Here is a 20,020-nt window from a genome sequence, read left to right as displayed (position 1 = left end):
GGGATTCCCTCCCTTGCCGCAACGCCAGTTACTTTGGATAAACAAAAGTTCAGTCTGAGAAAGGAAGCTGATGCACCGGTCGTTCCCCGGCGCATCACTTCCACTGTTTTACCTGCAGGTCGAGGTTAAAATGTCGCAACGCCCAACCGGAAAAGTCTCGTTCTCGCTGACCAACCCAGCGGTACGAGCCTGGATTTACCAAATTTTCGCGGTGGTGTTGCTGGTAGCCTGTCTGGGTTACCTGCTCCACAACACCATTACCAATCTGACTACACGAGGGATCACCTCGGGATTTGCGTTTCTTGAAAAGGGTGCCGGTTTCGGCATTGTTCAGCATCTTATCGACTACCAGGAAGGCGACACCTACGCCCGCGTATTTGTTATCGGTCTGCTGAATACGCTGCTGGTTTCCGCGCTGTGTATCGTTTTTGCTTCCATCCTCGGGTTCATTATCGGTTTAGGACGCCTTTCCGATAACTGGCTGATCCGTAAAGTCTCGACGGTGTATATCGAGACGTTCCGTAACATTCCACCGCTGCTGCAAATCTTCTTCTGGTACTTCGCCGTACTGCGCAACCTGCCGGGCCCGCGTCAGAGCCTGAATGCGTTCGACCTGGCTTTCGTCAGTAACCGCGGCCTGTATCTGCCGTCGCCGGAACTGGCGCCGGGCAGTCTGGCGGGATTTATCGCCCTGCTGCTGGCGATTTTTGGCATCGTCGCGCTGCAACGCTACAACCACTTCCGCCAGATCCATACCGGACGCGTCTGGCATATCTGGCCATGGGCGATTGTGATGCTGGTTGTGTTTCCGGCGCTGGCGCACCTGATTTTCGGGCCTGCCCTGCACTGGGATGTGCCTGCGCTGCGCGGTTTTAACTTCCGCGGCGGCATGGTTTTGATCCCGGAACTGGCGGCGTTAACGCTGGCGTTATCGGTGTATACCTCGACGTTTATCGCCGAAGTGATCCGCTCCGGCATTCAGTCTGTTTCGCACGGCCAGCACGAAGCCGCCCGTTCGCTCGGCCTGCCGAACCCGGTCACGCTGCGACAGGTGATTTTGCCGCAGGCGATGCGGGTGATCATCCCGCCGCTGACCAGCCAGTATCTGAACATCGTGAAAAACTCCTCTCTGGCGGCCGCTATCGGTTATCCGGATATGGTGTCGCTGTTCGCCGGTACGGTGCTCAACCAGACCGGTCAGGCGATTGAAACCATTGCCATCACTATGTCGGTTTACCTGATCATCAGTCTGGTGATTTCGTTCCTGATGAATATTTACAACCGGCGTATCGCGCTGGTCGAGCGTTAAGGGAAACCCATGACGATGACAACACTTCCTCCCGGAGTCAGAGCCGTGAAACCCGGAACGCCGCTCGGTACCGCGGTGCTCTGGGCGCGTAAAAATCTGTTCTCCAGCTGGTTCAACAGTTTGCTGACGCTGTTTTGTTTATGGCTGATGTGGCTGGTGATCCCTCCGCTGCTGAACTGGGTGATTTTCCAGGCCAACTGGGTCGGCACGGCGCGAACTGACTGCACCAAAGCCGGTGCCTGCTGGGTGTTTATCCACGCACGTTTCGGCCAGTTTATGTACGGGTTATACCCGTTTGATCAGCGCTGGCGTATCAACGTCACACTGATTATCGGCCTGCTGACCCTTGCGCCGATCTTTTTCAAAGCCACGCCACACCGCGGACGTTATATCGCCTGCTGGATGGTGCTGTTCCCGATTTTCACCTGGTTCATGTTGTATGGCGGATTCTTTGGTCTGAGCCGCGTCGAGACCCGCCAGTGGGGCGGCCTGACGCTGACGCTGATTATCGCCGCTGTCGGTATCGCCGGGGCATTGCCGCTGGGAATTATGCTTGCGCTGGCACGTCGTTCACGTCTGCCCATCGTGCGTATTCTGTCGGTGGTTTTCATTGAGTTCTGGCGTGGTGTGCCGCTGATCACCGTGCTGTTTATGTCCTCGGTGATGCTGCCGCTGTTTATGACCGAAGGGACGAGCATCGACAAACTGGTGCGCGCACTGGTGGGTGTGGTGCTGTTCCAGTCGGCGTACGTCGCGGAAGTGGTGCGCGGCGGGCTACAGGCGCTGCCGAAAGGCCAGACTGAAGCCGCCGAATCACTGGCGCTGGGTTACTGGAAAACGCAGGGATTAGTCATTCTGCCGCAGGCGCTGAAAATGGTGATACCGGGTCTGGTGAACACCATCATCGCGCTTTTCAAAGATACCAGTCTGGTGATCATCATCGGCCTGTTTGACCTGTTCAGCAGCGTACAGCAAGCCACCGTCGATCCGGAATGGCTGGGCATGTCGACCGAAGGCTACGTCTTCGCCGCCGCCGTTTACTGGATTTTCTGTTTTAGCATGTCGCGTTATAGCCAGCATCTGGAAAGACGCTTTCACACCGGACGTTCCGCACACTGAGGTAAACCATGAGCGACCATCAAGTCACTGAAAACCAAAATATGATGATCACGCTGGAAAACGTGAATAAGTGGTACGGACAATTCCACGTATTGAAAGACATTAATCTGAGCGTCAAACCGCGCGAACGCATCGTCCTTTGCGGCCCTTCCGGTTCAGGGAAATCAACGACCATTCGTTGCATTAACCATCTGGAAGAGCACCAGCAAGGGCGCATTGTGGTGGACGGCACTGAACTGAATGATGATCTGCGCAATATCGAACGCGTACGCACTGAAGTCGGTATGGTGTTCCAGCACTTCAATTTGTTCCCGCATCTGACTGTGTTGCAAAACTGCACTCTGGCACCGTGCTGGGTACGCAAGATGCCGAAGAAAGAAGCCGAAGAACTGGCGATGCATTATCTGAAACGTGTGCGTATCGCCGAACATGCCAATAAATTCCCCGGCCAGCTTTCCGGCGGCCAGCAACAGCGTGTGGCGATCGCCCGTTCGCTGTGCATGAAGCCAAAAATCATGCTGTTTGATGAACCGACATCGGCGCTCGATCCGGAAATGGTGAAAGAAGTCCTGGATACCATGATCACGCTGGCGGAAGAAGGCATGACCATGTTGTGCGTGACGCACGAAATGGGATTTGCGCGAACCGTCGCCGACCGGGTGATCTTTATGGATCGCGGGGAAATCGTTGAACAGGCGCCACCGCTGGAGTTCTTTGCGAATCCGAAGTCGGCGAGGACAAGGGAGTTCTTATCACAGGTGATCCATTAACTTTTCTGCGCCCTTCGAAAAAGGGGAATCATCAAAGATTTGGCTTTTGCTCCTCCCCCTGCGAAGGGGGAGGTTGGGAGGGGGTTTTACATACAAAGCAATAAGTTAAAGCACACTTTGAATTTAGTTTTTGACCTTCATACCCCACCCCAGCCCTCCCCTTCGCAGGGGAGGGAGCATTAATCATCACCACATCACTCCCCCGATCACCGGCGCAATCACCACGGTGACAACTCCCGCCAGCATCATCACCAGACTCGATACCACGCCTTCTTCCGCGCCCAGCTCATAGGCTCTCGCCGTACCCGCACCGTGCGACGCCGCACCAAACCCGGCGCCTTTTGCCAGTCCGCTTTTCACTGCCAGACGCAGAAACAGCATATCGCCGACCGCCATGCCGAATACGCCGGTGATCACCACAAACAATGCGACCAGATCCGGCTGACCGCCCATTTGCTTCGCGGCTGCCAGCGCGAACGGCGTGGTGATGGAACGCACCGCCAGACTGCGCTGAATCTCTTCAGGCAAGGTCAGCATCCGCGCCAGCCAGACGGAGCTGCTGACGGCCACCACAATCGCGGTCAGCACGCCCGCACTCAGCGACATCCAGTGACGGCGGATCACCGCCATATTCTCGTAAACCGGCACCGCAAACGCGATGGTTGAAGGCCCGAGCAGCCATAACAACCAGTGCGTTTCGCCGATGTAATCCTGATACGAAGTGTGCGTCACCACCAGCAAGACAACCAGCACAATCGGTGTGAACACCAGCGGCATCAGCAGCAACGTGCGTTTCTGACGGTAAAGTTTCTTGTTGGCGTAATACAACCCGAGCGTGATGACAAAACACAGAATGCTGATAAGAAGATCAGTCACGGCTCGCCTTCCTTGCCGCCAGACGTTGTTCCAGACGATAAACTTTATCGACCACCACCGCCGTCGCACCGAGGGTCAGCAGGGACGGCGCTTTAGTGCGCAACGCCAGCAACATGGGGACGACCTCGAAAGAGGGAAAAGTGTGAAAATGAAGTATACGCTGGCAGGAAACCGGTAAAGAAATGAATTAAAATCATAAAAATGATTCCAGTTTGGAATACTTTGTTACTCGCCGATCTGACCGGGAAAAATAAGCCCATGGACGTCCGTACCTTACGCTATTTTGTCGAAGTGGTTCGCCAGCAGAGCTTTACCCGCGCGGCGGAAAAGCTGTTCGTCACGCAACCGACGATCAGCAAAATGCTGCGTCATCTGGAAGAAGAACTGGAATGCACGCTGATTGTTCGTGAAGGACGGCGTTTGCGGCTGACTGACAGCGGTCAGGCGCTGTATCAGCGCGGGCTGAATATCCTTGAAGAATTCCGCCAGCTGGAAGCCGAACTCGAAGATATCAACTCACTTAAATCCGGTCACCTGCGGCTGGGCATTCCGCCGATGGTGGGCACACAAATCGCGCCGCTTATTAGCAGTTTCCGCCAGCAATATCCGGGTATCGAACTGATTATTTCCGAATTTGGCGGCCTGACCGTGCAACAGGCGGTGATCTCCGGCGAACTGGATCTGGCGCTCACCGCCCTGCCCGCCGACGCCGTGCCTTCCATCGCCTCGTTACTGCTGTTCAGTCATCCGCTGTGCGTGGTGGTGCCGCGCACGCCGCACTGGCTGAACCGCACGCGCATCGGGTTCAGTGATCTGGCTGATGAAAGTATTCTGATTTATAACGAAGATTTTGCACTGTATCGCCAGCTGATGGATGCGTTTTCCGCTCACGGTTTTACGCCCAAAATTGCCGCACGCAGCGGTCAGTGGGATTTCTTAGCCGCGATGGTGCAAACCGGCATGGGCGTGGCGATTTTGCCGGAACCTGTCTGTCAGCGGCTGGATAAAAACGCGCTGATGTGGCTGCCGCTGGATCCGCTGATGCCGTGGCAACTGGGGCTTATCTGGCATCAGGGCAGTTATCTTTCACACAGCGCCCAGGCGTGGATCACGCTGTGCAGGGATTACTGGAAATAGCGGGAAGTGGTGGGAAGTGGCGCTAAATAAAAAAACCGCGTGAACTTTGCAGCGCACGCGGTTTTATTTCTGACAGAAGTTAAACTTCTTTTTCTACAAGAAGCGCTTCAAGTAAATCGAGATCATGCAGCAGTTTTTGCAGCGTCTCATTACTGATTTTCTGCGTGGCGCGCAGGTGATACAGCTCACCACGTTCAGCGCGCAGCGCAGTCAGACGGAAGCGACGCTCGAGGTTTTCCAGCTTCAGCGCGGTTTCCATATCATCGCGGTTGGCCGTGCGTCGTCGCAGAGTCCCGATAACCCGAGAGCTGATTTCCTTCAGCGTCTGCTCGTCGATGTTTTCTTCAGTATCTGCCGCCAGACGTTCCTCCATCTTATGCAGGCTTTCTATCGCCACTTCCGCCGCGATAGATTTCGCCATGCGTTCTTCTTCGCGGTACGCGGTACCATCCGCCACCACCACGCCTTTAAGCAGGAACGGCAAGGCAATCACGCCCGCAATCAGCGAGAACAGAATGACACCGGTCGCCAGGAACACCAGCTGATAGCGCGACGGGAACGCCGAACCATCGGCGAGGAACAGCGGAATTGACAGCACACCCGCCAGCGTAATCGCCCCGCGCACACCGGCGAAGGATGCCACCCACAGCTCACGCGTACTGTAGCTGCCAAACAGCAGCGGTTTCTTTTTCAGGAAACGGTTGCTGAAATTTTTCATCACCCACAGCCAGACGAAACGCAGGATCAGCAGTGCAAAGTAGATAATCCCGACGTCTGCGAACAGATGCCACGTCACGATAGACGGATCGTGTGTCGCCTGATCAATTGAGTTCTCAAGGATGCCCGGCAATTGCAGGCCCAGCATGATGAACACCATGCCGTTGAACACAAATTCCAGCATCGCCCAGACGCTGTTGGCACGCAGACGCATCGCCAGGGGTGCGTTACGGATAATGCCCGACTGGCTGATGGTCATACCGGCGGCCACTGCGGCCAGAATGCCCGATACGCCAATGTGTTCGGCAATCAGATAAGAGGCAAAAGGCAGCAGCAACAGGAAGACGATTTGCGTTGCCGGATCATCACCGCTCCAGCGGCTCATGATACGCAGCGATTTACTGTACAACCAGGTCACCGCCACACCGGCCATCAGGCCACCGATCGCCACTTTAAGGAACTCAACGCTGGCCCCGCCGACGGTAAAGATCATCGTACCCATCGCCACAGCGATAGCGAATTTCAGCGACACCAGACCGGACGCGTCATTCATCAGCGCTTCACCTTCCAGCACGCTCATGATCGACTTCGGAATACGGCCCTTGCCGACAATCCCGCCTAATGCCACGGCATCGGTGGGTGAAAGCACCGCAGCCAGCGCGAACGCAGCCACCAGCGGAATATCCGGCACCATCATATAAATCAGATAACCGATACCGACCACGGTGAGTAATACCAGCACCAGCGCCAGCCCAAGAATCTCGCGACCGTGGTGGAGGAATTCACGGGTCGGGGTTTTCCAGCCATCGGCGAACAGCAATGGCGGGATGAACAGAACGAGAAACAGTTCCGGATCGAAGTCCACGTGCAGGCCAAAATTGGGCCATGCCAGCAAAGCACCGACGGCAATCTGCATTAATGGAAGAGGAACCTGAAACGGCAACATTCTGGTGACGACACCGGATAGCGACACCACCAGAATCAAAATCAGAATGGTAAAGAATATTTCCATGCTTTCCTTAGACTCTTGTTTTTATGAATTTCAGCCAGACACAGGTGAGTGAGTCCGGAGCGAACCTTGAAATAGTAGATCAAAAGGGGATGAGATTTAAATCAGTGCGTGCGGTTACCTCAGAGAGGTTCTTGCTTCTCACCTTTCTCCGGAGCCGGAATGAAGGGTTTTTCTTGCTCCTCCCCCTGCGAAGGGGGAGGTCGGGAGGGGGTTTTAATGACAAATTCCATGCAAAAGCATACTTCAACCTACTGATTCGCCATTAATACCCCACCCCAACCCTCCCCTTCGCAGGGGAGGGAGTAATTCGGCCTGGCATCAAATCGCCCAGCCGCCCGCATAAAACACCACCAGCGCCACGGCGATCACCACCGTGCCTGCATTCAGTTTCCGCCATTCGCCGGAGAAAATACGGCCAATCACCAGCGAGCTGAAACCGAGCATGATGCCGGTCACGATGTTACAGGTCAGCACGATGAACACCGCGCACAGCAATCCGGACATCGCATCCACGAAATCGGTGAAATCCAGTTTGGTCACGTTGCTGAGCATCAGCAGACCCACGTACATCAGTGCCGGTGCGGTAGCGTATGCCGGCACCAGATAAGACAACGGAGACAGGAATAACATCAGCAGGAACAGCACGCCGACGACCGTCGCGGTCAGGCCGGTTTTGCCGCCCGCTGCCGTACCGGCTGCCGATTCGATGTAAACTGCTGCCGGTGATGCGCCAACCAGCGAGGCAAAAATGCTGCTCACGGAGTCTGCGGTCAGCGCTTTGCCCCCGCTGATGATCTGGCCGTTTTCATCCAGTAAATTTGCCTGACCTGCCACTGCGCGGATGGTGCCGGTAGCATCAAACACCGCGGTCATCACCAGCGCCAGAACGCTTGGTAATACTGCCGCTTTCAGCGCGCCCATGATGTCGAGATCGAAAATCACCGATTTGCCGTCAGCACCTGCCAGAGAAGGCATCGCGAACAAACCCTGATATTTCACGGCAGGATCGAAAATCAGACCAATAATGGAAATCGCGATAATCACCAGCAAAATGCCGCCGGGCACACGCAGTTTCTCAAGGCCAAAAATCACCGCCAATCCGAGCAATGTCATGATCACCGGGAAAGAAGTAAAGGCACCGAGCGCGACAGGTAAACCGTCCAGCGGGTTTTTCACCACCAGACCCACGCCGTTAGCCGCGATCAGCAACAGGAACAGGCCGATACCGATGCCGGTTCCGTGCGCAACGCCCGTTGGCAGGTTGCGCAAAATCCACGACCGGATGCCGGTCATCGAGATAATGGTGAACAATACGCCCATCAGGAATACCGCGCCGAGAGCAACGGGCACGCTGATATGCTGGCCGAGCACCAGACTAAAGGCGGTAAAGGCAGTCAGAGAGATGGCGCAACCAATAGCCAGCGGCAGATTAGCCCACAGCCCCATCAGCAGGGAGCCGAAACCGGCCACCAGGCAGGTCGCGACAAACACGGCGCTTGGCGAGAAACCCGCTTTGCCGAGCATTGATGGCACAACGATGACCGAATACACCATCGCCAGAAACGTCGTTAAGCCGGCGATCACTTCCTGGCGAACGTTACTGCCACGCGCACTGATTTTGAAAAAAGCATCAAACGGGCCCTTTGGCGCAACGGCGCTGCCCGTCTGAGTGTGTTGACTCGACATGAAAATTCCTCTGAATGTCTCTGCTGATTAGCCGGCGTGGTCATTATGAAACCGTTTCTGCACGTTCACTTCCCTATTTGTCGCCTGAAATCGCCGAAACGGGCGTCAGAACGGCAAGGCAAACGTTTAACTCGCATCGCGTATGGCGGGACAAAAATTAACGCAAACGATTATCCGGCCTTTAACCTCACCTTTTCAACTGCGAATGACGACAATTTACCGTTGTCTGGTCAATAAAAACGCGGTTGTGGTGCAAATCTGTCCGTCTGGCGATTTGCTGCGCGGTAACGGTTGCGCACGCGCTTCGCGGCGATGAGAAAGAGAGACAGCAAATCAGGACGAATACGTCACGTCGGGAGGTAAAAGACCGGAGATAAAAATAACAGGACGTTTATTAAGGTTTATTTTCTGATGGCGTTCATTGGGCAAATTCCACACCCGCAAAGAGCCCGCTGTGAAATATAAAAAGGGAATACGTTCCGGCGATAAAAAGCCAAAACGCTTCCCTTTATATTTTCCGCTGACTTAAAAACCATTAACGCAGGATATTCAAAGGGCCACCGGTTTCCAGAGCCCGCTGATAAGCCGGTCGGGCTGTCACATTGGAAAGCCATGCATTTAAATGTGGGTATTTTCCCAGACCGGTGCGGGCGTTTATGGCTTCTACCGGGAAACTCATCTGAATGTCCGCTGCGCTGAACTGATAACCCGCGAAATAAGGATGCGTGGTCAGATGTTGTTCCAGATAATCCATGTGGGTATAAATCTGTTTATCCAGATAGTTTTTCTGCACACCCTGTCCGATCGCACCGGCAATCGGGCGGATCAGCCACGGCATTGGCGGCTTGCCCAAACGGCTGAAAATCAGCTTCATGACCAGCAGCGGCATCAGCGAACCTTCGGCATAATGCATCCAGTAGCGATACTGCTGGCGCTCCGCGAACGCCGTCGGTTTCAGCGTGCCTGCCTCATCGTACACTTCCTGCAGATACTCAATAATGGCGCCGGATTCCGCGAGGATCATGCCGTTATCTTCCAGTACAGGTGATTTGCCGAGAGGATGCACCTTTTTCAGCGATTCCGGTGCCAGCATGGATTTCTTATCACGTTGATACTGTTTGATTTCGTAAGGTACGCTCAGTTCTTCGAGCATCCATAAGATTCGCTGTGATCGGGAATTATCCAAATGATGAACTGTTAACATAAACGTCTTCTGCCCTGTCGTATTTAATTATCTGTTAACTATAGACAACGGTTTCGAAGGCCGTATCACATTCGTTTAAAAACCCTTTCTTTCATCCGGATTAATACCGAAAAAATCTTTTTATTTGATTAAAATTACTTACGGATTAATCTTAATTACACGAAAAAAATTATCGTAACTTCATTCGCCTTTAATAATTCTTAATGCCATTATCGCCGGATAAAAATCAGCCCGTCGCTTTCGACTCTATGTTTGTGGAGCCTTACATGTTTTCCAGTAATTACAACAATGTGCTTGTCATGTTTTCGTTCATTGTTGCAATGCTTGCCTCTTATACCGCGCTTGATATGGCTGGCCGGGTTGCCACCACGGAGGGAAGGGCTTCCCGGCTTTGGTTAATTGGTGGTGCCATTGCAATGGGCATCGGTATCTGGTCCATGCATTTCATCGGCATGCTGGCCTTTAATTCCTCTATGCCAATGGGTTACGACCCGGTCATTACATTGCTTTCCATGCTGATTGCGATTATTTCCTCGGCGTTTGCGCTCTGGCTGGTATGCCTGCATGAGTTGCCGCTGCGGCGATTGCTGGCGGGCGCGTTACTGATGGGTGGCGGCATTGCGGCCATGCATTACACCGGAATGTCAGCGATGCTGATGATGCCGCCGATTGTTTATGACTTCCGCTGGGTCACATTATCCGTCGTGGTCGCCATTGTTGCCTCCGGCGCAGCACTGTGGATGGCGTTCCATCTGCGCCAGCAATCGCCGAATGTGCGTCTGTTGCGCATCAGTGCCGCCGTGGTGATGGGCACGGCGATTGTTGGTATGCACTATATCGGTATGGCCGCTGCGCAATTCCCGATGGACAGCCACAGCATGGCGGCCTTCAGCGGCGTGGATAACAACTGGCTGGCGCTGCTGGTGATTGTGGTGACGCTGGCTATTCTGGCGATCACCCTGATTATTTCTATTCTTGATGGCCGGATGCAGGCGCGCACGTCGATTCTGGCGTCGTCGCTGGCGCAGGCTAACCGCGAGCTGACTCAGCTGGCGCTGCACGACAATCTCACCCGTTTGCCGAACCGCCTGTTGCTGGAAGATCGCCTCAGCCAGGCGTTTCAGAAAGCCTCGCGGGGAGAATCTCAGTTTGCGGTGCTGTTTATAGATCTCGACGGGTTCAAAGCCGTTAATGATGCTTTTGGCCATCACATCGGCGATCAGCTGTTAATTTCTGTCACTGAGCGGCTGAAATCCCAGCTGCGCGCGACAGACACGCTGGCACGTCTCGGCGGTGATGAATTTGTCCTGCTGGTGGAAATCGCTGAACCGACAGACGCTTCTCAGTTAGCCGATAAACTGGTGCATCTGATTGCCCGTCCGTTTTACGTGTCCCGCTACGAACTGCTGGTGTCCGCCAGTGTCGGTATCGCGGTATATCCGGGCGACGGCGAAAATGAGCGCGAGCTGATGCTCAATGCTGACGCTGCGATGTATCACACCAAAAATTCAGGCCGCAACGGGCACAGTTTCTTTCAGCCTTCGATGAATGCCAATGCGCAAAACCAGCTGCAGATGCTCAATGATTTGCGTCTGGCTATTGAGCACCATGAACTGCGTTTGCACTATCAGCCGAAATTTATCGCGCCTTACGGGCCGGTCAGCGGGTTCGAGGCGCTGCTGCGCTGGGAGCGTGACGGCAAAACGCTGAGCCCGGATGTGTTCCTGCCACTGGCAGAGAAAACCGGTCTGATCATTCCGATTGGCGAATGGGTGCTGAATGAAGCCTGCCGCCAGCTGCGCGAATGGCATCTGCAAGGACACACCACCTGGACGGTGGCGGTCAATCTGTCCACGCTGCAATTTGAGCAGTCGAATCTGGTCGAAATGGTGATTGACACGATTAAACGTCATCAGATCCCACCGGAAATGCTGACGCTGGAAGTCACCGAAACCACTGCAATGCGCAATCCGGACGTCAGCGTAGAAATTCTCGAACGCCTGACCCAGTACGGTGTGAAGGCCTCGATTGACGATTTCGGCACCGGCTATTCCAGCCTGTTGTATCTGAAACGTCTGCCGGCCAGCGAACTGAAAATCGACGGGGCCTTTATCAATGACCTGATCGCCGGCAGCGAAGACGCCAGCATTGTGGCGGCGATTATCGCTCTGGGCCAGACCCTTAATCTGAAAGTGGTGGCAGAAGGCGTGGAGACCACCCAGCAGCAGGATTTCCTGACGCAGCTGGGTTGCGACACGTTGCAGGGCTATCTGCTGGGACGTCCGATGACACCGCAACAGATTGCCCAGCATCCCGATACCGACTGGGAACCGCAGCTCTCCATCAATCATAAACCTGACTAACCCAGGGCGTCGTACATCACGCGGTCGCTGTGCGAAAAAATCGCACAGCGTTGCGCAATTCGACGCTTTGTTCCCGCTTACCGTGGTTCAAAATCCGGCCATAACGGCGCGATGTCAGACATCAGATTCGGGGTTCCGGCTGCCACTGCCATATGCCGGTAATTGTCGGTACCGTCCGGCGTTTTCGCGAATTTCACCAAGGTGTGCAGTCCGGCCTCCTGACACAGCACGGCGCCTCCTGCAATGTCCCACAGCGTCGTGCGGCGTTGCAGATGCCCGTCGATAATGCCTTTGGCGGCAAACACCATGCCGATGGTCGTACAGCGATAACAATGCACCGACCAGTCTGCGGCGCGAAGCCCACGATAGAATGCCGAAGCTTCGTCCAGTTTGTCATCCGAGCTGTCGCCCAGCGACACAATCTGCACGTCGCCAAAACGGTCATCGCGACGGAATGGCTTTCCGTTCAGGAAGATCCCCTTTCCGGATTCTGCTGCAAACAGGTCGTTTAATACCGGCAACGCCACAATGCCCATCACCGGCTTTTTGTTCTCCACCAGGCCGAGCGACACGCCCCACAATGGCGAACCGCGCAGGAAATTCGAGGTACCGTCAATCGGGTCGATCACCCAGCAAGGCGCGTCTGTCAGCACGCCGCCCAGTTCCTCACCGATGATGGCATCCTGCGGGAAATGCTCTGCAAGCTGACGACGGATAAACTGCTCGACCGCCACATCCGCCTCAGAGACGAAATCCTGCGTGCGTTTGCTGCTGACTTCAATGGTGTCCCGGCGGTTAAAAAAGCCCAGCGCCAGTTCAGCCGCCTGCGCCGCGATCTGACTGGCCATCGCCAGACGGGAGGACATCGTCGTGTTGGTCATCATAAATCCTGAATATTCAGTCTGAAGGAGAAAATCATTTCCATAGAATGCACCGGAATCGATGAATAAAAAATGACAACCGGTCAGTTGTCACCGGTCATATTCAGCTATGGCATAACGCTATATAATCCTATGCATAACGTAACCAGAGGATTTATCCGTGCGCGCATTATCATCCCGCTTTTTACCTTCACTCGCCCTGCTCGGGCTGGCCCTGAGCTTTGCCTCCCCTTCTGCTCTGGCTTCACGCCAGATAACTGACCAGTTAGGCCGTCAGGTCACGATCCCCGATAACGTGGATCGCGTGGTCGTTCTGCAACATCAGACCCTGAATCTGCTGGTTCAGCTTGATGCCACCAAAGACATTGTTGGCGTGCTGAATAACTGGCAGAAACAACTGGGCAGCGGTTATGCACGTCTTGCACCAGAGCTTCTGAAAACGCCGGAAGTGGGTGACCTGACCAGTGTGAATCTGGAAAGCGTGGTCGCGCTGCATCCGCAGGTGGTTTTCGTCACCAACTATGCGCCGCAGGAAATGATCGACCAGATCAGCCAGACCGGCATCGCGGTCGTCGCGATTTCACTGCGTGACGATCCGAAAGGCGAAGAACATAAAATGAATCCGGTGCTGCCTGATGAAGATAAGGCGTACACCGAAGGGCTGAAGAAAGGTATCGCGCTGATTGGCGAAGTGGTTAATCACCAGAAACAGGCTCAGGCATTGATCGACTATACTTTTTCAGAGCGCAAACTCACCGCCGAACGTCTGAAAAGTATTCCGCCTGAACAGCGGATCCGCACGTATATGGCAAATCCCGACCTGACCACTTACGGTTCCGGTAAATATACCGGCCTGATGATGTCCCATGCCGGCGCGATGAACGTGGCCGCCGCGACTGTGAAAGGGTTTAAACAAGTGGCGATGGAACAGGTGATTGCCTGGGATCCACAGGTGATCTTCGTGCAGGACAGATATCCGGAAGTGGTCGGGCAGATCAACAGTGATCCGAAATGGCAAAGTATTGATGCCGTTAAACATCATCGGGTGTATCTGATGCCGGAATACGCCAAAGCCTGGGGCTACCCGATGCCCGAAGCGCTGGCGATAGGTGAACTGTGGATGGCGAAAAAACTGTATCCACAAAAATTCGCCGATATCGATATGCAAAAACAGGCAGACGCTTATTACCAGCGCTTCTACCGGACTGATTTTAAATCCGCGGCAGAGGCGGCGCGCGCGGGGAAATAACCTCGTCCCCGGCGTTTATTGTTGAGGCAATGTGACAAGGAGACCTGATGACAAATTCAATCAAAGTGCTGGCCGCAGGTAGCCTGCGCCGGGCATGGCAGCCGTTGTGTGAAGCGTTTACGCAAAAAACAGGCACCAAAGTAATTGCAGAATTCGGTCCTGCCGGGCTGTTACGTGAACGCATCGAACAGGGTGAGAAAGTCGATCTGTTTGCTTCCGCCAATACTTCTCACCCGCTGGCCTTACAGCAGCATGGTAAAGCGCTGTCAGTGGACAGTTTTTGCGGCAACAGCTTGTGCGTGACGGCGCGTAAAGTGCCGGAACTGGACACACTTAACTGGCTGAAAGTGCTGCTCGATTCGCGTTTCCGGCTGGCGACTTCCACGCCAAAAAGTGATCCTTCCGGCGACTATACCTGGCAGATGTTTGAAAATATTGAGCGTCGCCATCCGGGCGCTGGAGAAACCCTGCGCAATAAAGCCTTACGGCTGGTGGGCGGTGAAAATTCAGCAAAAGTGCCGGAAGGAAAACTGGCTGCGGAATGGCTGATTTGCAGCGGGCAAGCCGATTTATTTATCGGCTATACCAGTTATGCCACGCTGCTGCGTGAAAATGACGAGCTGGAAGTGTTCAACGTGCCGGCCGATTACAATGTCCGCGCCATCTACGCGCTGGCCACCTGCACCGAAAAAGGCAAACCGCTGGCGGAATTTATTCTTTCAGAAACCGGCCAGCATATTTTGCAGAACGCCGGTTTTTGCGGAAAGCATTCGGTGATGCCGGAATAAAGATTAATGATCTAAATCGCGTTCCTTCATTGCCCGCTGACGATCGTAATACTCATCTTCGGCGGCAATGATTTCATCCAGCAGGGAATCCACATCGGCTTTATGCGTATCTTCGGCAAACAGGCCGGTCAGCGGCGATTCCGGCGTCAGTTTGCCGTCTTCGTACAATGCCCAGATCTCTTTGGCATAGCGCGTTTCCAGCAACTTCGGCGCGAACTGACCGTAATACTCGGTCATGTTATTCACATCGCGCTCAAACATCGATTCGGCATGGTTATTGGCGGCGGCATCCACGGCCTGCGGCAGGTCGATAATCACCGGCCCGTCGGCATCCATCAGCACGTTAAACTCTGATAAATCGCCATGCACGATACCGGCACACAACATGCGCACGATATTGCGGATCATGGTTTCGAAATCAGCGACGGCTTCTTCTTCGGTAAGGATGACATCACTGAGGCGCGGTGCGACCACACCGTCAGCGTCGGTGATTAACTCCATCAGCAACACGCCATCGAGACAAATGTAAGGCTGCGGCACGCGCACACCGGCATTCGCCAGGCGGAACAGCGCATCGACTTCCGCCGTCTGCCAGGACTCTTCCTGCTGTTTGCGTCCGAACTTAGTGCCCTTTTGCATCGCACGCGCGTTGCGGCTGTTACGGACTTTACGGCCTTCCTGATACTGTACGGCCTGTTTGAAGCTACGCTGTGTCGCTTCTTTATAAACCTTGGCACAACGGATCTCTTCACCGCATAAAACGGTGTACACGTCGGCCTCTTTGCCACTTTTCAGTCGACGGACCACATCATCAATCAGGCCGTCATCCACCAGAGGTTGGATTCTATTTGGGATTTTCATGCAGCCTTGTACCTTATTTCAGCGCATGAGGGAATGACCTGCGCAATATTCCCTTCATTACACACCAGACACGCCGTTCGCGTCATCCTTTCTTGATCCTTATCGCTTACTGCCTTCAGGAGTACAGTTTAACGTAGTGGCGATGGAGTGGATACTTTCTGCGCACAAGTTATTGTCATTCTGCGTAAAAAAGCACACGGACATTGTGGATGTTTTCCCTCTGATCATCATCGCCGGGAATTTGACTTAAATGACTGTTTCACGCCTGATAATTATTTCTTACTGTAAATAAGTCCTGCCAGTTATTATATTTTCATATCGCCGGAACTTTTCCTCTGACTTGAGCTTTTCGTGCTGTTTAGCTGAGGTTTAATAACGGCATGAAATGGTATACGCTCCGTTTAGAATTTTGGTGGTACTGTGCCGGTAATTTCCCGTTGCAGGTTGTCTATTATGAACACGCTATTAATTACCGGTGCCACTGGTTTCGTTGGCGGAGCTGTTGTTGAATATTTCTTGCGTCAGCAATTAACCACCAGAAATAAACTATTACTTTTAGTCAGGGCTGACGATAATACGACGGGACTCGCCAGAATTATCGATAACTTAAAGAAATTTGAACTCAGTGATGAACAGCTTTCTTCACTGAGCGAACAGTCAATATTAACCGGTGACTTAGCTGAGCCGGAAAGTTTTATTCATGACCCGCGTTTAGATAATGTCACGCACGTCATTAACTGTGCCGCTATAGCTTCATTCGGTAATAATCCGGCCATGTGGCGGGTCAATGTTGAAGGCTCGCTGGTGTTTGCCAAACGCATGGCGCAGATCAAAGGGCTGCAAAGATTTGTGCATGTCGGCACGGCGATGGCCTCAATGCCTGATAAAGACAGCGTATTCTATGAAGGGATGCCGGACAACGAGCAGAACGAAGACCTGGTGCAATATACCGCGTCCAAGCGCGCCATCGAGAATCTGGTGCGTGAAGAATGTCCGTCACTGCCGTTTGTCGTCGCACGTCCGTCGATTATCGTCGGTCATACCCAGTACGGTTGCCAGCCTTCGAGCAGCATTTTCTGGGTCTTTATGATGGCGATAAAACTGAAGAAATTTACCTGTACGCTCGACGACCAGGTGGATGTGATCCCGGTAGATTATTGTGCGATGGTGCTGGCAAAATTATGTCTGGCGACCGAACTCAGCCATAATTTTTATCATATTTCTTCTGGCGAAGAGATGTGTACACCCTTCCATGAAATTGATACCTCTGTGGCGAAAGCAAATAATGCGCCACGGATTATCAGCGAATATGAGCAGATCAGTTATCAGGACTTCACCGGTATCCGTAAGCAATTTAAAGATGTGCTTGGCCCGTGTAATGACAAAATTATTTTACGCGCCATTAAACTTTACGGCGGCTTTGCCCAATTAAACGTGAAATTTGATAACTCACGCTTATTGAATATGGGCATTCCTAAACCTGCTGCCTTTAAAAGTTATATTGATAAATGTGTTTCCTCTACCCGTGGGCAATCTATCAGCGAACTGATGCGGGTGGATTTTAAATAAACACGATGTCTGTTAAATATTAAACCCTCCCCTCAATCATTCTCGCTGCATCAAGGCGGCAACGGAATGAATCCCCGGGAGCTTACATAAGTAAGTGACCGGGGTGAGTGACCAATCTGCAGGGAGCAGACTGGAACGCTGCTTGCAGCGGCTCCTTCAGGAGCGAGGCCCATGGATGGGCCGAGTAACGCAGCCAACGCAGAAGCAGCGTGAAGGATGACGGGGATTATACCAGGCCGTTTCGGCCATAAAGCCTGAAACCTTCGCGCTGATTCAGCCTGTCGTAATACGCCGTCACTGCCGGTAACGCCGGACGTGGCATCGGCGTCATCGACCAGCGGTTCACCGCCAGCCCGAGCGGAATATCCGCCAGCGTAAAATTATCTCCCAGCACGTAATCGCCGCTGCGCTGAAGTTGTTCTTCCAGCATCTGCATATGACGATTCCATTCGCTGACACCGGCATCAATCAGCGCCGGATCCTGATGTTGCGGACTGTTGCGCGCCAGCGCCGGAAACGCATAGCGCCAGGCGTTATTCAGCTCACCGGCCTGCCAGTCCATCCACTGTTCCGTCAGCGCACGGCGTTTCGGGTCAGAGGACAGCAAATCTTCACGCCCTTCCCGCGCCGCCAGATACCGGCAAATCACGTTGGATTCCCACAGCACGAACTCGCCGTCGAGCACCACCGGCACCATCGCATTCGGATTCAGCGCTTTAAATTCCGCTGTCTGCGTGGACTGAAAACCTGAACCAAACTGCTCCTGCTCGTAATCCAGCCCCAGCTCATGGCAGGTCCACAACACTTTACGTACATTGATCGACGGTGATTTACCCAGAATCTTCAGCATGATTTCCCCTGTCAGGTAGAACACAGATGGCCGGTCACGACGGACGAACAAAAATCCGCGTGGCAGAGCCGTGATAAGTGGTGTCGGTTTTCGCCACGAAACCACATTTTTCCGCCAGCCGAATTGAAGCCTGATGCTCCGGCGCAATAATGCAGCATAGCTGACGATCCAGATTTGTTTCAGCCCAGCGGATCACCGCCTGCGCCGCTTCAAACGCGTAACCTTTGCCGTGAAACGCCGGAGAAACTACCCAGCCCATTTCCGCCATGCCGTTGAGCGAGGGAGTAATGTCACGCTGATAATCCGCCAGACCGATTTCGCCGACAAACGCGCCTTCTGTACCATTTGTTTTTTCGAACACAATCCAGTAACCAAAACCGAGCATCTGCCAGTGGCCGGGATAACGCAGCAGGCGGCTCCAGCTGGCTTCGCGATCCGACGGTGTGCCGCCGATATATTTTACCACCGCAGGATCGGCCCACTGCGCGGCAATATGTTCAAAATCATCAACGCGATGGGCGCGTAAAATCAGACGTTCGGTTTCAATAACAGGTGCCTGGGTCAGCATGGTTTTCCCTGAATAAAGTGAATTTCCATTAAATTAGCACTGGAATCAGACAGACCGGAAGAAGGGTTTTAACGCGGAATGAAAATCAGACGATAATGCCGCCGCGCAGCGCCGACGGCGTGATGCCGCGGACGGATTTAAAGCGGTTACTGAAATGACTGGTGGAACTGAATCCGCACTCAAGCGCGATAGCCGTGATGTTCATCTGGCTGGTTTTCAGCAGATTTTCTGCGTGGATCAGCCGGGCGTTCATTACGTACTGATGCGGCGCCAGCCCCATGCTTTGCCTGAACATACGTGCAAAATGGAATTCGCTGAGTTGTGCCAGCGCAGCCAGTTCCGGCAGCAATAAAGGCTCAGCCAGATGGGTGTGAATGTAATCTTTCACGCGATTGAGAATATGCGGTGCCAGCCCGCCGCGCACCGTTGGCAGCGCCCATTGCAGATGGGTATAATTTTTGACCAGATGCGCCAGCAGCAGATTGGCGGTGCTGCTCAGCATCAGCTGATTGCTGTTTTCCTGCCACTGACTGCTGAGCAAAAAGTGGCGATACAACAGCGTAATCTGCGGATCTTCTTCGAACGTGCGTTCCTCCAGCTCAATTGCCGCCGGGCTGCGATCCCAGGTTTGCTCGACCAGATACCGCAGATGGTCGTCGGAGCAGTACAGATGTACAAACGACAAATTGTCGCGCACGTCCCAGCTCGACATGCTGCCTTTCGGCATCAGACAAAAGCGATCCGGCCCGCCGCCGTTACGCCAGCCGCCACGGGTTTTGTGATAGCACTCGTAACCGTCGGCAACGTACAGGCTCAGCGTGTGGTGATCGGCGCTTTCCTGATTCACGATGTCATTTTTGTTCGACCACGCCGCCAGCTGAATGCCGGAACCCAGCTCCACACTGTCATGCAGAACCGCTTTGTGCTGACGCAGCGTTTCAAAAGCCTGATAAACCTTCGTCATGGCATGTCCGTGTGGAGGAAAGAAGAGGTTCAGTTTACGGTTTTTCACCGTCACAGAGCCACATTTTGCAGGCCGCCGCCGCAAAAAATGCGCAAGA

The 20,020-nt window shown here is 53.7% G+C and carries 18 protein-coding genes; 8 read left to right on the top strand and 10 right to left on the bottom strand.

Going from position 1 to position 20,020, the window contains the following annotated elements:
* Window positions 1-130 precede the first annotated feature (130 nt).
* The 3 genes from ACJY2G_RS00365 to ACJY2G_RS00355 are packed head-to-tail and all read left to right on the top strand — an operon-like array spanning window position 131 to window position 3,198.
* Window positions 131-1,309, top strand: coding sequence for an amino acid ABC transporter permease (locus tag ACJY2G_RS00365; RefSeq protein WP_120162213.1), 1,179 nt, complete (start codon window positions 131-133; stop codon window positions 1,307-1,309).
* Window positions 1,310-1,318: 9 nt separating this feature from the next.
* On the top strand, window positions 1,319-2,428 hold the full coding sequence (locus tag ACJY2G_RS00360; protein ID WP_430319867.1) for an amino acid ABC transporter permease: 1,110 nt from the start codon (window positions 1,319-1,321) through the stop codon (window positions 2,426-2,428).
* Window positions 2,429-2,436: 8 nt separating this feature from the next.
* On the top strand, window positions 2,437-3,198 hold the full coding sequence (locus ACJY2G_RS00355) for an amino acid ABC transporter ATP-binding protein (protein ID WP_120162185.1): 762 nt from the start codon (window positions 2,437-2,439) through the stop codon (window positions 3,196-3,198).
* Between the two features lie 186 nt (window positions 3,199-3,384).
* Here the strand turns inward: ACJY2G_RS00355 and ACJY2G_RS00350 are convergent, their stop codons facing one another.
* Together ACJY2G_RS00350 and ACJY2G_RS00345 are read right to left on the bottom strand one after the other, a co-directional pair.
* Window positions 3,385-4,074, bottom strand: a complete 690-nt coding sequence (locus ACJY2G_RS00350) for an LrgB family protein (RefSeq protein WP_113876706.1) — start codon at window positions 4,072-4,074, stop codon at window positions 3,385-3,387.
* Complete coding sequence (locus tag ACJY2G_RS00345; RefSeq protein WP_439291021.1) at window positions 4,067-4,189, bottom strand: hypothetical protein; 123 nt, start codon at window positions 4,187-4,189, stop codon at window positions 4,067-4,069. The genes ACJY2G_RS00350 and ACJY2G_RS00345 overlap by 8 nt, the downstream gene beginning before the upstream one ends.
* A 143-nt stretch (window positions 4,190-4,332) precedes the next feature.
* Between ACJY2G_RS00345 and ACJY2G_RS00340 the strand changes: the two genes are divergently transcribed.
* Window positions 4,333-5,211, top strand: coding sequence for a LysR family transcriptional regulator (locus tag ACJY2G_RS00340; protein ID WP_112291302.1), 879 nt, complete (start codon window positions 4,333-4,335; stop codon window positions 5,209-5,211).
* 79 nt (window positions 5,212-5,290) lie between these two features.
* Here the strand turns inward: ACJY2G_RS00340 and ACJY2G_RS00335 are convergent, their stop codons facing one another.
* From ACJY2G_RS00335 to ACJY2G_RS00325, 3 genes are all read right to left on the bottom strand, one after another.
* Window positions 5,291-6,940 (bottom strand): Na+/H+ antiporter, encoded by a 1,650-nt coding sequence (locus ACJY2G_RS00335; protein WP_113876704.1) that lies wholly within the window; start codon window positions 6,938-6,940, stop codon window positions 5,291-5,293.
* Between the two features lie 318 nt (window positions 6,941-7,258).
* Window positions 7,259-8,626, bottom strand: a complete 1,368-nt coding sequence (locus tag ACJY2G_RS00330) for an NCS2 family permease (protein ID WP_430319866.1) — start codon at window positions 8,624-8,626, stop codon at window positions 7,259-7,261.
* A 535-nt stretch (window positions 8,627-9,161) separates the two neighbouring features.
* Window positions 9,162-9,830: a glutathione S-transferase family protein gene (locus ACJY2G_RS00325; RefSeq protein ID WP_113876701.1), complete on the bottom strand. Its 669-nt coding sequence runs from the start codon at window positions 9,828-9,830 to the stop codon at window positions 9,162-9,164.
* Window positions 9,831-10,096: 266 nt separating this feature from the next.
* Between ACJY2G_RS00325 and ACJY2G_RS00320 the strand changes: the two genes are divergently transcribed.
* A complete protein-coding gene (locus tag ACJY2G_RS00320; RefSeq protein WP_120162189.1) occupies window positions 10,097-12,193 on the top strand; it encodes a putative bifunctional diguanylate cyclase/phosphodiesterase in 2,097 nt (698 codons plus the stop codon).
* A 77-nt stretch (window positions 12,194-12,270) separates the two neighbouring features.
* On the opposite strand, the gene ACJY2G_RS00315 is transcribed toward ACJY2G_RS00320, so the two are convergent.
* Window positions 12,271-13,077 (bottom strand): inositol monophosphatase family protein, encoded by an 807-nt coding sequence (locus ACJY2G_RS00315; protein ID WP_430319865.1) that lies wholly within the window; start codon window positions 13,075-13,077, stop codon window positions 12,271-12,273.
* Between the two features lie 157 nt (window positions 13,078-13,234).
* On the opposite strand from ACJY2G_RS00315, the gene ACJY2G_RS00310 reads away from it, so the two are divergent.
* On the top strand, window positions 13,235-14,323 hold the full coding sequence (locus tag ACJY2G_RS00310) for an ABC transporter substrate-binding protein (protein WP_430319864.1): 1,089 nt from the start codon (window positions 13,235-13,237) through the stop codon (window positions 14,321-14,323).
* A gap of 47 nt (window positions 14,324-14,370) precedes the next feature.
* The gene (locus ACJY2G_RS00305) at window positions 14,371-15,111 is read left to right on the top strand and encodes a molybdate ABC transporter substrate-binding protein (protein WP_430319863.1); all 741 of its coding nucleotides are present in this window, start codon (window positions 14,371-14,373) and stop codon (window positions 15,109-15,111) included.
* Window positions 15,112-15,114: 3 nt separating this feature from the next.
* Here the strand turns inward: ACJY2G_RS00305 and ACJY2G_RS00300 are convergent, their stop codons facing one another.
* Window positions 15,115-15,972, bottom strand: coding sequence for a PA4780 family RIO1-like protein kinase (locus ACJY2G_RS00300; RefSeq protein ID WP_120162194.1), 858 nt, complete (start codon window positions 15,970-15,972; stop codon window positions 15,115-15,117).
* 453 nt (window positions 15,973-16,425) lie between these two features.
* Here ACJY2G_RS00300 and ACJY2G_RS00295 point away from each other — a divergent pair, with 453 nt between their 5' ends.
* A complete protein-coding gene (locus tag ACJY2G_RS00295; RefSeq protein ID WP_430319862.1) occupies window positions 16,426-17,541 on the top strand; it encodes an SDR family oxidoreductase in 1,116 nt (371 codons plus the stop codon).
* 226 nt (window positions 17,542-17,767) lie between these two features.
* On the opposite strand, the gene ACJY2G_RS00290 is transcribed toward ACJY2G_RS00295, so the two are convergent.
* The 3 genes from ACJY2G_RS00290 to ACJY2G_RS00280 all read right to left on the bottom strand — a co-directional run bounded on the left by ACJY2G_RS00290 (window position 17,768) and on the right by ACJY2G_RS00280 (window position 19,923).
* Entirely contained in the window at window positions 17,768-18,391 is a 624-nt protein-coding gene (locus tag ACJY2G_RS00290) for a glutathione S-transferase family protein (protein WP_217174874.1), read from the bottom strand.
* Between the two features lie 34 nt (window positions 18,392-18,425).
* Window positions 18,426-18,959, bottom strand: coding sequence for a GNAT family N-acetyltransferase (locus ACJY2G_RS00285; RefSeq protein WP_430319861.1), 534 nt, complete (start codon window positions 18,957-18,959; stop codon window positions 18,426-18,428).
* An 85-nt stretch (window positions 18,960-19,044) separates the two neighbouring features.
* Window positions 19,045-19,923: a helix-turn-helix transcriptional regulator gene (locus ACJY2G_RS00280; protein WP_430319860.1), complete on the bottom strand. Its 879-nt coding sequence runs from the start codon at window positions 19,921-19,923 to the stop codon at window positions 19,045-19,047.
* Window positions 19,924-20,020: the final 97 nt, after the last annotated feature.

This window comes from Rahnella sp. ATs2, from assembly GCF_051851855.1.
Lineage (GTDB): Bacteria > Pseudomonadota > Gammaproteobacteria > Enterobacterales > Enterobacteriaceae > Rahnella > Rahnella variigena.
This window is presented reverse-complemented; position numbering and strand designations above follow the sequence as displayed.